The organism is Pseudomonas mosselii, from assembly GCF_005796105.1.
In the GTDB taxonomy this organism is placed as follows: Bacteria; Pseudomonadota; Gammaproteobacteria; order Pseudomonadales; family Pseudomonadaceae; genus Aquipseudomonas; species Aquipseudomonas mosselii_C.
The window spans coordinates 267,472-282,417 of record NZ_VAUO01000003.1 but is presented as its reverse complement, the minus strand read 5'-3'; the positions used below and the strand labels follow the sequence as shown (position 1 = coordinate 282,417).

The 14,946-nt window shown below is 62.9% G+C and carries 14 protein-coding genes and 1 tRNA gene; 7 read left to right on the top strand and 8 right to left on the bottom strand.

Annotation, left to right across the window (positions count from 1 at the left end; all coding sequences use genetic code 11):
• Positions 1–8: 8 nt before the first annotated feature.
• Entirely contained in the window at positions 9–761 is a 753-nt protein-coding gene (locus FEM01_RS10400; RefSeq protein WP_138219350.1) for an ABC transporter substrate-binding protein, read from the bottom strand.
• Positions 762–772: 11 nt separating this feature from the next.
• Positions 773–1,546 (bottom strand): ABC transporter ATP-binding protein, encoded by a 774-nt coding sequence (locus FEM01_RS10395; RefSeq protein WP_138219349.1) that lies wholly within the window; start codon positions 1,544–1,546, stop codon positions 773–775.
• Positions 1,547–2,181: 635 nt separating this feature from the next.
• On the opposite strand from FEM01_RS10395, the gene gabP reads away from it, so the two are divergent.
• Positions 2,182–3,567 (top strand): GABA permease, encoded by a 1,386-nt coding sequence (gabP, locus tag FEM01_RS10390; RefSeq protein WP_138219348.1) that lies wholly within the window; start codon positions 2,182–2,184, stop codon positions 3,565–3,567.
• Between the two features lie 163 nt (positions 3,568–3,730).
• On the opposite strand, the gene FEM01_RS10380 is transcribed toward gabP, so the two are convergent.
• The 6 genes from FEM01_RS10380 to FEM01_RS10355 form a co-directional block, all read right to left on the bottom strand.
• Complete coding sequence (locus FEM01_RS10380; protein WP_138219346.1) at positions 3,731–4,174, bottom strand: hypothetical protein; 444 nt, start codon at positions 4,172–4,174, stop codon at positions 3,731–3,733.
• Positions 4,175–4,243: 69 nt separating this feature from the next.
• On the bottom strand, positions 4,244–5,242 hold the full coding sequence (gene ppk2 / locus FEM01_RS10375) for a polyphosphate kinase 2 (protein ID WP_138219345.1): 999 nt from the start codon (positions 5,240–5,242) through the stop codon (positions 4,244–4,246).
• 268 nt (positions 5,243–5,510) lie between these two features.
• A tRNA-Phe gene (locus tag FEM01_RS10370) sits at positions 5,511–5,586 on the bottom strand.
• Between the two features lie 89 nt (positions 5,587–5,675).
• On the bottom strand, positions 5,676–5,948 hold the full coding sequence (locus FEM01_RS10365; RefSeq protein ID WP_138219344.1) for an oxidative damage protection protein: 273 nt from the start codon (positions 5,946–5,948) through the stop codon (positions 5,676–5,678).
• Positions 5,945–7,012, bottom strand: coding sequence for an A/G-specific adenine glycosylase (mutY, locus tag FEM01_RS10360; protein ID WP_138219343.1), 1,068 nt, complete (start codon positions 7,010–7,012; stop codon positions 5,945–5,947). Before mutY ends, FEM01_RS10365 begins: the two co-directional genes overlap by 4 nt.
• Positions 7,009–9,255, bottom strand: coding sequence for an AsmA family protein (locus FEM01_RS10355; RefSeq protein ID WP_138219342.1), 2,247 nt, complete (start codon positions 9,253–9,255; stop codon positions 7,009–7,011). Before FEM01_RS10355 ends, mutY begins: the two co-directional genes overlap by 4 nt.
• 429 nt (positions 9,256–9,684) lie before the next feature.
• Between FEM01_RS10355 and FEM01_RS10350 the strand changes: the two genes are divergently transcribed.
• The 6 genes from FEM01_RS10350 to hisF all read left to right on the top strand — a co-directional run bounded on the left by FEM01_RS10350 (position 9,685) and on the right by hisF (position 14,817).
• Positions 9,685–11,337: an OFA family MFS transporter gene (locus FEM01_RS10350; protein ID WP_138219341.1), complete on the top strand. Its 1,653-nt coding sequence runs from the start codon at positions 9,685–9,687 to the stop codon at positions 11,335–11,337.
• Positions 11,338–11,606: 269 nt separating this feature from the next.
• On the top strand, positions 11,607–12,200 hold the full coding sequence (gene hisB / locus FEM01_RS10345; RefSeq protein ID WP_133327498.1) for an imidazoleglycerol-phosphate dehydratase HisB: 594 nt from the start codon (positions 11,607–11,609) through the stop codon (positions 12,198–12,200).
• Complete coding sequence (gene hisH, locus FEM01_RS10340) at positions 12,201–12,839, top strand: imidazole glycerol phosphate synthase subunit HisH (protein WP_138219340.1); 639 nt, start codon at positions 12,201–12,203, stop codon at positions 12,837–12,839.
• Positions 12,840–13,100 carry a DUF2164 domain-containing protein gene (locus FEM01_RS10335; protein WP_138219339.1) on the top strand — a complete coding sequence of 87 codons (261 nt, stop codon included), beginning with the start codon at positions 12,840–12,842 and terminating at the stop codon, positions 13,098–13,100.
• 114 nt (positions 13,101–13,214) lie between these two features.
• Entirely contained in the window at positions 13,215–13,946 is a 732-nt protein-coding gene (gene hisA, locus FEM01_RS10330; protein WP_138219338.1) for a 1-(5-phosphoribosyl)-5-[(5-phosphoribosylamino)methylideneamino]imidazole-4-carboxamide isomerase, read from the top strand.
• Between the two features lie 100 nt (positions 13,947–14,046).
• Entirely contained in the window at positions 14,047–14,817 is a 771-nt protein-coding gene (gene hisF, locus FEM01_RS10325; RefSeq protein ID WP_138219337.1) for an imidazole glycerol phosphate synthase subunit HisF, read from the top strand.
• The last annotated feature ends 129 nt before the right edge of the window (positions 14,818–14,946 follow it).

The window sequence follows — 14,946 nt, the reverse complement described above, 5'->3', positions numbered from 1 at the left end:
GAGGTGAATCATTCGATGCTGAACGGGAAGTACTTGTCGTTGATCTTCTTGTACGTGCCGTCGGCCTTGATTTCGGCCAGGGCCTTGTTCAGCTTCTCGCGCAGCGGGTCACCCTTGCGCACGGCGATGCCGATCTTGTCGCTGTCGACCACAGGCTCGCCCTTGAACTCGAAGTTCATGCCGTCCTTGCTCTTGAGCCACTCGTACTGCACGTACTTGTCGGCCAGGATGCCGTCGATACGGCCAGCAACCAGGTCGAGGTAGGCGTTTTCCTGGGTGTCGTACAGCTTGATATCGACATCGCTACCGAAGTTGTCTTCCAGCCAGGTGCCGGCCAGGGTGGCGCGCTGGGTGCCGATCACCTTGCCCTTGAGCGAGGCCTTGTCGGTCTTGAAGTCGACGTTTTTCGGTGCGATGAACTGCAGCTTGTTGGAGTAGTAGGGGTCGGTGAAGTCGACAGCCTGCTTGCGCTCGTCGGTGATCGACAGCGACGACACCAGGAAGTCGAACTTCTTGGCGTTCAGGGCCGGGATGATGCCGTCCCAGTCGGAGGTGACCACCGAGCACTCGACCTTCATCTTGGCGCACAGGGCGTCGCCGATGTCTTTGTCGAAGCCGACCACCTGGCCGCTGGCATCCTTGTTGTTGAACGGTGGGTAGGCGGCTTCGATGCCCATGCGCAGTTTTTCTGCGGCCATGGCGTTGGCCGACATCACCAGCGTGGCAGCGGCTGCCAGGAGGAACTTCTTGTAAGTGTGCATGTATTGCTCCGTTAGCGGTGGCTGGACATGAATTGCTTGCAACGCGCCGAAGTCGGGTTTTCGAAGACCTGCTGCGGCGATCCCTGCTCTTCGACCAGGCCCTGGTGCAGGAAGACCACTTCGCTGGACACCTGGCGGGCAAAGTTCATCTCGTGCGTCACCAGCAGCATGGTACGGCCTTCTTCGGCGAGGGCGCGGATGACGTTAAGCACTTCCTGGACCATTTCCGGATCGAGCGCCGAGGTGGGCTCGTCGAACAGGATCACCTTGGGCTTCATGGCCAGGGTGCGAGCGATGGCAGCGCGCTGTTGCTGGCCACCAGAAAGCTGGGCTGGGTAGGCGTGGCGGCGCTCGTAGATGCCGACTTTGTTGAGCAGCGCTTCGGCGTGCTCGATGGCTTCGGCCTTGCTCTGGCCAAGCACGCGGCGCGGCGCTTCGATGATGTTGTCGAGCACCGACATGTGTGGCCAGAGGTTGAAGTTCTGGAACACGAAACCGATTTCGCTGCGCAGGCGGTTGATCTGGCGGTTGTCGGCGGCGAACAGCTCGCCGTTCTTCTGCGCCTTGAGCTTGAGCGCCTCGCCGGCGACCAGGATTTCCCCTTGGTGCGGGTTCTCCAGCAGGTTGATGCAGCGCAGCAGGGTGGACTTGCCCGAGCCGGACGAGCCGAGGATGGAGATCACGTCACCGTCGCGCGCGGTCAGCGAAATGCCCTTGAGAATTTCCTGCTCGCCGTAGCGTTTGTGCAGATTGCGGATTTCCAGCGCGGGCGTGGCCTGGGCCATGTGCGGTCCTCATGTGTTCGGGTGCGTTCCCAGCTGTTGGCGGCCTTCCTGGCGAGCGCCACGCTAGCATAGCGGCCTACAGCGGCCAACCGGGTCGCAAGGGGCTTCGGCGGCTGGTGGGGCAGTTTGTCGCATCGCTGCAGTGGACTGTCGCGAGGATGTCCGCAATGGCACTTTGCCCGGCACCGGAGCCTTGATGAAAAAAGGCGCGATGGTGCCAGCTTTGGCCGGAGCAGGGAAGCGCTTTTGGACCATTTGCCGGTAAAGCCAATGTGACAGGCCGTGGCGCGGGGCTGACAGATGCCTGCGTATCTGAATGGATAGGTTGTACCGTCGGGTTGCACTTTTATGCGTTGCATCGGTGCAAAGGTGTTACCGAGGAGCACCTTTGGTGCAGTTGTAAGTGAGTATTTCAGTAATCTGAACTTGGCATGCGGTTTTGACGTGCATTCGGCCATGACCTGGCGCATTGGGCGCAATGCTACGGATTTATTGGGCTCGGGCAGCATGCCGATGGGCGCAACCGAGGAATGGCGCGCTTATTGCCAGAGGGAGAGCACCGAATGCGGCGGCGCCCACAGGCACGCTTCGTTTTTCTTTCATTCGGGCAGTCCACTCCTTACAAAGGTAGTTTTATGAGCGGTAACAATTCCAATGACCTCGCTCAGGGGCTCAAACAACGGCATGTGACCATGCTGTCCATCGCAGGCGTGATCGGCGCCGGCTTGTTCGTCGGCTCCGGCCACGCCATCGCGGCCGCAGGCCCGGCAGTACTGTTAGCGTATGCCGCTGCCGGCACGCTGGTGGTGCTGGTCATGCGCATGCTCGGTGAAATGGCTGTCGCCTCTCCCGACACAGGTTCTTTCTCAACGTATGCCGACCGCGCCATCGGGCGCTGGGCCGGTTTCACCATCGGTTGGTTGTACTGGTGGTTCTGGGTGCTGGTCATCCCGCTGGAAGCCAACGCCGCCGCTGCCATCCTGCATGCCTGGTTCCCGTCCGTGGACCTGTGGGCGTTCTCGCTGGTCATCACCCTGGCGCTGACCATCACCAACCTGTTCAGCGTGAAGAACTACGGTGAGTTCGAGTTCTGGTTCGCCCTGCTCAAAGTGCTGGCGATCATCGGCTTCATCGTCGTCGGTTGCGCGGCCATGTTCGGCATGGTGCCCAACAGCCAGGTCAGCGGCGTTAGCCACCTGTTCGATACCCAAGGCTTCATGCCCAACGGCCTGGGCGCGGTGCTGGCGGCCATGCTGACCACCATGTTCTCGTTCATGGGCACCGAGATCGTCACCATTGCTGCCGCCGAATCGAAAGACCCAGGCAAGCAGATCAGCAAGGCGACCAATTCGGTGATCTGGCGTATCTGCCTGTTCTACCTGGTGTCGATCTTCCTGGTCGTGGCCATGGTGCCGTGGAACGATCCGACCCTGGCCGAGAAGGGGTCCTACCAGACCGTACTTAGCCTGATCGGCGTGCCGAACGCCAAGCTGATCGTCGACATCGTCGTGCTGATCGCGGTAACCAGCTGCCTGAACTCGGCGCTGTACACCTCCTCGCGCATGCTGTTCTCGCTGAGCAAGCGCGGCGATGCACCGGCCGTGGCCCAGCGCACCACCCAGGCGGGCACCCCGCATTGGGCGGTGCTGTTGTCTACGGCGGCGGCGTTCCTGACCGTGTTCGCTAACTTCCTGGCCCCAGCGGCGGTGTTCGAGTTCCTGCTCGCCAGCTCCGGCGCCATTGCGCTGCTGGTATACCTGGTGATTGCCGTGTCGCAACTGCGCATGCGCGCCCAGCGTGAAGCCAAGGGCGAGAAGATCGCGTTCAAGATGTGGCTGTTCCCCGGCCTGACCTGGGCGACCATCGCCTTTATCGTCGCTGTGCTGGTGGTGATGGCTCTGCGTGAAGACCACCGTGTCGAGATCATCGCCACGGCGCTCCTCAGCATTGGCGTGGTGGCTGCGGGGCTGTTGGTGCACCGCAAGCGTGCGGCTGCCGGGCGCGTTGCGCTGGATAGCTGAGCGGCATCGCTGAAATGAAAAGGCCGCGTCCTGTGAAGGGCGCGGCCTTTTTGTTTGTCTGTGCTGGCCTCTTCGCGGGCAAGCCCGCTCCCACAGGATTTGTGCAGGGCCCTGTGGGAGCGGGCTTGCCCGCGAAGAGGCCGGCCCTGCTTATAAATCGCTATCAGCCGAACTGTTTCTGCTGTTGCTGCTGCTTGGCAACCACCTCGGAGGCGGTGATGTAGGCCTCCTGGAACTCATCGCTTTCCAGCCAGGCCATGGTCGCGTCTTCGTCGCTGCCGTCGAGCCATTTGCGGTAGGCGGTGAACACCATGACGATGTAGTCGGTGGCGTGTTCTTCCTTGTGGCCCTTGAGCACCAGGGCCAGCAGTGGGTCCACCAGGAACACCGAGATCATCGGCACCAGGCCGGTTTCCTGGGCTTGCTTCATCTTGTCGAACAGGCTGTTGTAGCTGCCCGACTCCATGGCCTTGTTGAACACCTGCTCGACGCTGGCACTGTCGCCGGCACTGCCCTTGACCGCCTGGCCGCTGCGCACCATGCGGTTCTGCTTGGCCTTGGTGGCGGCGCGTTTGGCGCGTTTCTGTTGTTTGGTGTTGGTGGCCATGGGGTAGGTCCTTGGGGTGTCTGGTCAAAGGCGCGTATTGAAGCGTAGTTGCCAGGGAAACCCAAGTGCCTAGGCGACCTGTGGCCCTTCGTCTTCCTCGAACCCGCGCGATGCCCGTCCCACCAGCAATGGGTCCGGTGCGTGCGCGACGCTGTGGTCCTTGCCGGGGTAGTCCAGCGCGTGCAGGAACGCGCGAATGCAGTTGATGCGTGCGCGCTTCTTGTCGTCGGACTTGATCACCGTCCACGGGGCATCGGCGGTGTCGGTATGGAAGAACATGGCCTCCTTGGCGGCGGTGTAGTCTTCCCATTTGTCCAGCGACTTGATGTCGATGGGCGAAAGCTTCCAGTGCTTGAGCGGGTCGTCCCGGCGCGAGATGAAGCGGCGCAGCTGCTCTTCACGGTTCACCGAGAACCAGAACTTGAACAGCAGAATGCCGCTGTTGCACAGCATGCGTTCAAGCTCCGGGGCCTGGCGCATGAACTCCAGGTACTGCGGTGGCGAGCAGAACCCCATCACCCGCTCGACACCGGCGCGGTTGTACCAGGAGCGGTCGAAGAACACCATTTCACCGGCCGTGGGCAGGTGTTGCACGTAGCGCTGGAAATACCACTGGCCTGTTTCCTGCTCTGACGGTTTCTCCAGCGCGACGATACGTGCACCGCGCGGGTTCAGGTGCTCCATGAAGCGCTTGATGGTGCCTCCTTTGCCCGCCGCGTCGCGGCCCTCGAACAGGATGACGATGCGTTGGCCGGTTTCCTTCACCCAGCTCTGCACTTTAAGCAGCTCGATTTGCAGGGCGTGCTTGGCCTTTTCGTAGTCCTGGCGGCGCAGGCGCGTGCGGTAGGGGTAGCTGGCCGGCAGGCGCGCCGAGGTGCTGTCCTCGTTGCTGCCTTTGCGGGCGTTGGCCACTTCCAGGGCGGCGGGTTGCTGGCTGACCTGGGTGATGGGCTGCGCTGCACTCGCGGTTTTGCGTGTGCGCGGGCGGCGAGTGCGGGTAACGGGCTCGGGGTTGGCAGGGGCGGCTTCGGTGGCTGAGGGGGGCAGCAAGGTGGAATCTTCGCTCATTGGCGGTCCTTCTTGATCGATTCGGATGTCCACTCAGCATGCTAGGGAGAAGCGGCTGTAGGCTTTTTGATATCAGTCAATCGAAGGGGTGTCGGCGTAGGGGCGACGAACGAACGGTCGCCCTCATGCAGGTCATCTGCTGGGGGTGGGCTTTGAGTGCGGGGGCTTGGCCGATGCTTGGGTAAAAATCGCAGGCAACAAAAAACCCGCACTAGGCGGGTTTTTTGTGTCGCTTCGGGTAACTTTGCAACCACCAGAAGCTTGAAGGTGGTGCCCAGAGACGGAGTCGAACCGCCGACACGAGGATTTTCAATCCTCTGCTCTACCGACTGAGCTATCTGGGCGACGGGGTGAATTAAATAGATTTTCTCAGAGGTCGTCAACGACTTTTTGAAAAAAATTTAAATTAATTCCGTCGCTTACGATCCGTGGCTCAATTCGAGGGCGGAACGTAGCCTTCGGCTTGGGCGTACTCCTCGCCAGCGAAGAACTTGTCCATCTCGGCCAGGATGAATTTGCGGTCGTCGACATTCATCATGTTCAGGCGTTTCTCGTTGATCAGCATGGTCTGGTGGCCCTGCCACTCCGTCCAGGCTTTCTGCGAGATGTGCTCGAAAATGTCCTGGCCTTTGGCGCCGGGGTACGGCGGGCGGTCGAGGCCTGGCAGTTCTTCGTTGTACTTGCGGCACTTCACGGTGCGGGTCATGGGGCTTCTCCTGCAATCAGTTCGTCGGCCGCGCGTTGCAGCAGCTTCTTGACCGGGGCGGCGAGGCCCAGGCGCGGCGGGGTGGCGAGGTTATACCAGAGCCAGTCGGGCTCGGCCACGTGCGACCCGAGCGGGTCGACACGCACCAGCCACGGCTCGATGGCCAGCTGGAAATGGCTGAAGGTGTGCGTCAGGCCTTGCAGGGCCTGGCGGCTGGCCAGGCGCAGACCGTGCTGGTAGGCCAGGTCGTCGAGCTGCTCCAGGTTGTCCAGCTCCGGCAGGCTCCACAGGCCGCCCCACAGACCGCTGGAGGGCCGGCGGTACAGCAGGATGGCGCCGTCGTGGTTGGTCAGCAGCGGCATCAGTGTCTTGCGCTGGGGCAGGGCCTTGCGCGGCTTGGGCTCGGGATAGCGCGTCTCCTCGCCGTGCAGGTGCGCTTCGCAACCGTGCTGCAACGGGCAGATCAGGCAACTGGGCTTGCTGCGCGTGCACAGCGTAGCGCCCATGTCCATCATCGCCTGGGTGTAGTGGTTGACCCGGGTCATCGGGGTGAAGCGCTCGGCGCTGGCCCACAGCTGGTTGGCCACCTTGGGCTCGCCTGGGTAGCCGGCCTGGGCGGTGTAGCGGGCCAGCACGCGCTTGACGTTGCCGTCGAGGATCGGTGCACGAATGCCCATGCTGATGCTGGCGATGGCGCCAGCGGTGGAACGCCCGATGCCGGGCAGCTCGGTGAGCTGCTCGACGCTGCGCGGAAACTCGCCGCCATGCTGCTCGACGACGATCTTTGCGGCCTTTTGCAGGTTGCGCGCGCGGGTGTAGTAGCCCAGCCCCGTCCACAGGTGCAGCACTTCGTCCTCCGGCGCCGCGGCCAGGGCCTGCACGCTCGGCAGGGCCTGCATGAAGCGGTCGAAGTAGTTGAGCACGGTGCTCACCTGGGTCTGCTGCAGCATGATTTCAGAGACCCACACCCGGTAGGGGGTGATGCCCTGTTGCCAGGGCAGGTCATGCCGACCGTGCTGGTCGTACCACTCCAGCACGGCGCTGGAGAACTGCTGGGGGCTCATCGTTTGAACAGCCCCTTGAGCGCATCTTTGAGTTCCGGGCTCACTTTGTCTCCAAGTTTCTCTTCGAGCTTTTCATCGATTTTGTCTTTCAAGCGGTTGCCAGCCAGGGTCGCGGCGACCTTGCCGAGGCCTTCCTGGTCCAGGCGGCAAGCCTTGGCGCCCAACTCCATCGGGCCTCGGCAGCGCAGTGGCACTTGCACGCCCACATACCGCTCGTTGACCTGGCAGGCCGGGTCCGGCATGGCGCGCTGGTCGCCTTCGACCACCACGCCGACGTTGTAGTCCATGCCCAGCACGCGCAGGTCGAGGTCGCCGTTGCCGTTGACGGTCAGGCCGGGGATTCGCGCCTTCAGGTCAGGGTTGCTAGCCACGCCGTTGCGGATCACTAGGCTACCGCGCAGTTCCTGGAACGGTGTGTCCTTGCCGCGCGGCTCGCCGCTGAGCTGCTTGCGGTTGAGCGTGGCGATGGCCTGGCACAGCTGTTGTTCGAGGTTGGCGTTGACCAGCACACCGTCGTTGATGGTGAAACTGGCGGTGCCGTTGAGGGTGTCCACCAGGGTCTTCTGGCTGTTGCCGGTAGCGGTCAGGTCGCTGGCGAGGGTCAGCAGGCCTTTGACTGGTGGCGCCTGGTCGGGGCTTTCACGCTTGATGAAGTGCTCCACCGGTACGCGGTTGATCTTGGTGTTGATCCCCAGCTGTGGCACGGCTGGGCGCACGTCGACGCTACCCTTGGCCTCGAAGCTGCCATTGTACAGGCCGCCGCGCAGGGTCTGCAGGGTGATCAGGCCGCCCTGACCAGTGGCATTGAGCTGTGCGTCGGTGATTGGCAGCTTGTCCAGGGTCAGCGCGTCGAACGCCAGCTCGGCGTGCAGGTCGAGGGTGCGCAGACGCTCGACTGGCAGCAGTTTGTCTTCGCTCCAGGCTTGTTGCGTGGGTGCGTTGGGCAGCGGCGTGGTGCCGGCGCCGGCCACCGCGCTGGCTTCCTGTTGCTTGACCTCGGCCTGGCGTGCGGCGCTGGCGCCCTTGGCTTGCTCGCTCTTGGCCGGCAGGTAGCGGTCGGCGTCGAAGCTGTCGCCCTTCAGGCGCACGCGCAGGGCCTGCTTGGCGAAATCTTCGACGGCGACGCGGCCGCTGAAGGTGCTGTCGTCGAGTTTCACCGCTAGGTCTTCGAAGGCCAGGCTGTTTGGCGAGCCTTCCAGGCGGGTGACCAGTTCGAGCTTCTTGAACACTGCCGGGTCGGCGGTCGCCGGCAGGGTCTGGCCGATCCCGTCGAGGAAGCTGCGCAGGTCGAACTGCGCCACCGACAGGGCGCCGCTTAGCTGCGCGGTCTTGTCCAGGTCGCGCACGTTCAGCTCGCCCAGGGCGCGCAACTGGTTGGCCGAGACTTTCAGCCCGCTCCAGGAGGCGACGTTGGCGGCCAGGTCGACCAGCACCTGGCCTTGTGCGGCGAAGGTCAAGGTCTTGCCGGCCAGCGGCTCGCCCGAGGTTTCGCCAGACAGGCGCATGTCTTCGAGGTTGTAGCGCTTGAGCTTGCGATCGAAGCGCAGCTCGCCGGTCAGTTCGGTGCGCGCCTTGATGTTTGGCTGGCTGGCACTGAGGAAGGCGCTGGCCTTGAGCGGGATGTTCACCCCTTCGTGGACCGCGCCGGTGCTCAACTGGATGCTTTCGGCGCTGTAGCTCTGGCCGGCTTTCTCGTCGGTATACAGCACCCGCGCGTTGTTCACGGTGAGGCTGTCGATGTCCAGCTTGACCGCGCGTTCGCTGTTGCCTTCAGGCTTGCTCGTCGGTGTTTGTGCGGGCTCGCTGGAGGGCGGCGCGCTGGCCACGTTCGGCTCGGGCAGAGGCTTACCGATGTCTTCCCAGTTGCCGTGGCCGCTGGCGTCGCGCACCAGGGTCAGGTTCAGGCCCTCGACGCGCACATCGCTCATTTGTACTTCGCGGCGCAGCAGCGGCAGGACCCGTACCGACAAGCCGAGCATCTGCAAATCGGCGAACGGCACCTTGGGGTTGTTCAGTGTGGCGATGCTCGCCTCGTGCAGCTCAAGGCCCAGCCAGGGGAACAGGCTCCAGCCGATATCGCCATTGAGGGTCAGTTCCACGTGGGCCTTGTCGCGGGCCAGCTTGCGGATTTCGTCTTTGTAGTCGTTGGGATCGAAGAGGTGGGTCAGGGCGAAGCCCAGCGCCACGATGATCAGCAACAACCCGAGAAGCCCCAGCCCCAGGATTTTGCCGAACGCTTTCATGGGCGAGTCCTTGTAGTCCGATTTGAATTCAGCGGCGAGTATAGCGCCGCGACGATTGGCTCTGCGTATCCTACATTTCGACAAGTGGCGACGTTTCAGTTCACTCGCGTGTCGTTCGGGCGCTGTAGCAGGGCCTGTCCGCATCCGCTCAACGCATGGCGCCGTGGGCCGGTGTCCCTTCGAAAGCGCCCGAAAAGGTGACAGAACATCACCTCGATACAAGCAATACCGATTCAGCTATCGAAAAAATAACGATATCAGATTGCTTTCATGTCATCGGGTGCTGCTAATCTTGCGCCCGCCTGCGGAGCCCCCGCGACTCATTGTCGCGGCGGGTCGCCAGCAACGGCCGGGCTGCTCTTGCGTGCAGCCACACAGAGCCGGGCCATACGTCCGTAGGTCAAGCCCACCTACAAGAAGGAACATTTCATGAGCAGCAGTATCACGTCAGGAGCCAGCACCCCAGGCTTCTTGTCGAAGGAGCGCATCATCGCCCGCCCGGGCTTCAACCGCTGGCTGGTCCCCCCGGCAGCCCTGGCCATTCACTTGTGCATCGGCATGGCCTATGGCTTCTCGGTGTTCTGGCTGCCGCTGTCGCAGGCGCTGGGCATCACCGCGCCGGTGGCCTGTGCGGCCGACATGGGCTTCATCGCCCGCCTGTTCAGCGCCGAGTGCGACTGGCCGATTTCCATGCTCAGCTGGATCTACACCCTGTTCTTCGTCTTCCTCGGCTGCTCGGCCGCGGTGCTGGGCGGCTGGCTGGAACACGCAGGTCCCCGCAAAGCTGGCCTGGTATCGGCGCTGTGCTGGTGCGGCGGCCTGCTGATCTCGGCGATTGGCGTGAAGACTCACCAGCTGTGGATGATGTGGCTGGGTTCGGGCGTAATCGGTGGTATCGGCCTTGGACTGGGCTATATCTCGCCGGTTTCGACCCTGATCAAATGGTTCCCGGATAAGCGCGGCATGGCGACCGGCATGGCAATCATGGGCTTTGGTGGAGGTGCCATGGTGGGCGCTCCTCTGGCCACCGCACTGATGGGCCATTTCGCCAGCAGCACCGAAGTCGGCGTATGGCAGAGCTTCGTCGCCATGGCCGCGATCTACTTTGTGTTCATGACCGCTGGAGCCCTGGCTTACCGCGTGCCGCCGACCGGCTGGAAGCCTGAAGGCTGGACGCCGCCGGCCAAGAAGGCCAACGCTATGGTCACCGACCGCCACGTGCACGTCAGCGTGGCCTGGAAAACCCCGCAGTTCGCCCTGGTGTGGCTGGTGCTGTGCCTGAACGTCTCGGCCGGTATCGGCATCCTGGGCATGGCTTCGCCGCTGTTGCAGGAAGTGTTCGCCGGCAAGCTGCTGGGTAACGAGCTGACCTTCAGCGAACTGAACGCCGCGCAACTGGCGCAGATCGCCGCGATTGCCGCCGGCTTCACCGGCTTGCTGAGCCTGTTCAACATTGGTGGGCGCTTCTTCTGGGCGTCGTTCTCGGACTACATTGGCCGCAAGAACACCTACTTCGCCTTCTTCGCCTTGGGCGTGGGCCTCTACAGCCTGGTGCCGAACATGGGCCACATCGGTAACGTGGCGCTGTTCGTGGCGGCGTTCTGCATCATCCTGTCGATGTACGGCGGTGGTTTCGCCACCGTGCCCGCATACCTGGCCGACCTGTTCGGTACGCAGATGGTCGGTGCCATCCACGGTCGCCTGCTGACTGCCTGGGCGGCGGCTGGCGTGCTCGGCCCGGTGCTGATTACCTACCTGCGCGAGGCGCAGTTGGCGGCGGGCGTAGAGCGCGCAGCGGCCTACGACATGACCCTGTACATCCTGGCAGGCCTGCTGGTACTGGGCTTCATCTGCAACATGCTGGTGCGCCCGGTGGCCGACAAGTACTTCATGACCGACGCCGAGCTGGCCGCAGAGCGGGCCTTGAGCCACGACAAAGGCGCCGACGGCGCGCGTTCGCTGGAGTGGAAAGCCGCACCGGGCAGCCTGCCGCTGGTGCTGCTGGCCTGGGCGGTGGTGGTGATTCCGCTGGCATGGGGTGTGTGGATTACCCTGCAGAAAACCGCCGTGCTGTTCCATTGATGTGAACCCGAGGGGCGCGTTGCGCCCCTTTTCGCGGCACAAGGCCGCTCCTACAGAGACCGTGTAAGCGCTGGGTTCACACGGTCCCTGTAGGAGTGCCTTGTGCCACGATGGGCTGCAAAGCAGCCCCATCCCCAGCTTGTATAGACCTGTACCGCAGTCATCCCCCCGCAATTGCTACTCCTGCCATATGTCATCCGCGTTTCAAGCCGGCGCGTTCTGGGCCTATAATGGAGCCCTTTTCGCCCAATGATTTTGCGGAGCTGGTGATGGTTGAACGTAAGGCTTCCGTCGAGCGCAATACCCTGGAAACCCAGGTCAAGTGCTCGATCAACCTCGATGGCAGTGGCAAGGCCCGATTCGATATCGGCGTGCCTTTCCTCGAACACATGCTGGACCAGATCGCCCGCCACGGGCTGATCGATCTGGACATCGAGTGCAAGGGCGACCTGCATATCGACGACCACCATACCGTCGAAGACGTCGGTATCACCCTCGGCCAGGCGTTCGCCCAGGCCATCGGCGACAAGAAAGGCATCTTCCGCTACGGCCACGCCTATGTGCCGCTGGACGAAGCCCTGTCGCGCGTGGTGATCGATTTCTCCGGCCGTCCGGGCCTGCAGATGCACGTACCGTACACCCGTGCCAGTGTCGGTGGCTTCGACGTCGATCTGTTCCAGGAGTTCTTCCAGGGTTTCGTCAACCACGCCCTGGTGACGCTGCACATCGATAACCTGCGCGGCCACAACACCCATCACCAGATCGAAACCGTGTTCAAGGCCTTCGGTCGCGCGCTGCGCATGGCCGTTACCCTCGACGAGCGCATGGCCGGTCAGATGCCGTCCACCAAAGGGTGCCTGTAAATGCAGACGGTAGCCGTAATCGACTATGGCATGGGTAACCTGCACTCGGTCGCCAAGGCCCTGGAGCACGTCGGTGCCGGCAAGGTGCTGGTGACCAGCGATGCTGCGGTCATCCGCGAAGCCGACCGCGTGGTGTTCCCCGGCGTCGGCGCGATTCGCGACTGCATGGCCGAGATCCGTCGCTTGGGCTTCGACAGCCTGGTGCGTGAAGTCAGCCTGGATCGCCCGTTCCTGGGTATCTGCGTAGGCATGCAGGCACTGCTCGAGCACAGCGAAGAAAACGACGGTGTCGACTGCATCGGTCTGTTCCCAGGCCAGGTGCGCTTCTTCGGCAAAGACCTTGAGGAAGACGGCGAGCACTTGAAGGTGCCGCACATGGGCTGGAACGAAGTGAGCCAGACCATCGACCATCCGCTGTGGCACGACATCCCGGACCGCGCGCGCTTCTACTTCGTGCACAGCTACTACATCAATGCCGGCAAGCCGGGCCAGGTGGTCGGTCGCGGCCACTACGGCAACGATTTCGCCGCCGCGCTGGCCGACGGCTCGCGCTTTGCCGTGCAGTTCCACCCAGAGAAGAGCCATACCCATGGCCTGCAACTGCTGCAGAACTTCGTCGCCTGGGACGGGCGCTGGTAAATGAGCAGGTCGAAGACCAAGGCCCCGGTCATTACCCTGGCCCCCGAGCAGGAGCGCGAAGCGCTTCATGTACTCAAGCGTTTTCTCGAAGATCGCTTCGAGCTGGAGCTTGGGTCATTCGAGGTGGCCGAGGTCCTCGAACTGTTCAGCAAAGAGATTGCACCCCACTACTACAACAGGGCGATTGCCGATGTTCAGCTGCACCTCAAGGAGCGCTTCGAGAGCATCGAAAGCGACCTGTGGGCGCTGGAGAAGAGCTGAAAGCTGCAAGCCACGAGCTGCAAGCCAAAGCCCGATCGCCTATCGAATGCACGACGCGCATTGCTTGCAGCTTGTCGCTTGCAGCTTGCCGCTTGAATTGACGAAGGAAATAACATGCTGATTATTCCCGCTATCGATCTGAAGGATGGCGCCTGCGTGCGTCTGCGCCAGGGCCGCATGGAAGACTCCACGGTATTTTCCGATGACCCGGTGAGCATGGCTGCCAAGTGGGTCGAAGGTGGCTGCCGTCGCCTGCACCTGGTCGACCTCAACGGCGCCTTCGAAGGCCAGCCAGTCAACGGTGAGGTGGTTACCGCCATCGCCAAGCGCTACCCGAACCTGCCGATTCAGATCGGCGGCGGCATCCGTTCGCTGGAAACCATCGAGCACTACGTCAAGGCCGGCGTCAGCTACGTGATCATCGGCACCAAGGCGGTCAAGCAGCCTGAGTTCGTCGCCGAAGCGTGCAAGGCCTTCCCTGGCAAGGTCATCGTTGGCCTGGACGCCAAGGACGGTTTCGTCGCCACCGACGGCTGGGCTGAGGTCAGCAGCGTCCAGGTCATCGACCTGGCCAAGCGTTTCGAGGCCGATGGTGTCTCGGCGATCGTCTACACCGACATCGCCAAGGACGGCATGATGCAGGGCTGCAACGTGCCCTTCACCAAGGCCCTGGCCGAAGCCACCTCGATCCCGGTGATCGCCTCGGGCGGCATCCATAACCTGGGTGACATCAAGGCCCTGCTGGACGCCAAGGCGCCTGGCATCATCGGCGCTATCACTGGCCGTGCCATCTACGAAGGCACCCTCGACGTCGCCGAGGCCCAGGCCTTCTGCGACAACTACTAAGCGCAGTAGCCAGCGCCAAGCGGCAAGCAGCAAGCAGGCAGACCGCGTCAGCCTTTACTTGTAGCTTGCCGCTTGATGCTTGCTGCTCTGGGAGAAGTTCATGGCTCTAGCCAAACGCATCATCCCTTGCCTGGACGTGGATAACGGCCGGGTGGTCAAGGGCGTCAAGTTCGAGAACATCCGCGACGCCGGTGACCCGGTGGAGATCGCCCGCCGCTACAACGAGCAGGGCGCCGACGAGATCACCTTCCTCGACATCACCGCCAGCGTCGATGGCCGTGACACCACCCTGCATACCGTCGAACGCATGGCCAGCCAAGTGTTCATCCCGCTGACCGTGGGCGGTGGCGTGCGCACCGTGCAGGACATCCGCAACCTGCTCAACGCCGGTGCCGACAAGGTGTCGATCAACACCGCCGCGGTGTTCAACCCGGAGTTCGTCGGCGAGGCCGCCGACCGTTTCGGCTCACAGTGCATCGTCGTGGCCATCGATGCCAAGCAGGTGTCTGGCCCGGGCGAGGCACCGCGCTGGGAGATCTTCACCCATGGCGGGCGCAAGCCGACCGGACTGGATGCCGTGGAGTGGGCGAAGAAGATGGAAGGCCTGGGGGCCGGTGAGATCCTGCTGACCAGCATGGACCAGGACGGCATGAAGAACGGTTTCGACCTCGGCGTCACGCGTGCCATCAGCGATGCGCTGGGCATTCCGGTGATCGCCTCCGGGGGTGTGGGTAACTTGCAGCACCTGGCTGACGGTATTCTGGAAGGCCACGCCAGCGCGGTTTTGGCGGCGAGTATCTTCCACTTTGGTGAGTACACGGTGCCAGAGGCCAAGGCCTACATGGCTGAGCGTGGAATCGTTGTTCGCTGATAGATAGCTAGGAGGGCTTTGCCCTCCTTTGCGGCCGGTCCGGCGCTCCGGCAAGGCCGCTCCACAGGGTAACGCATATCCCTGTAGGCGCGGCCTTGCGCCGCGATGGGCCGCCACGCGGCCCAAGGC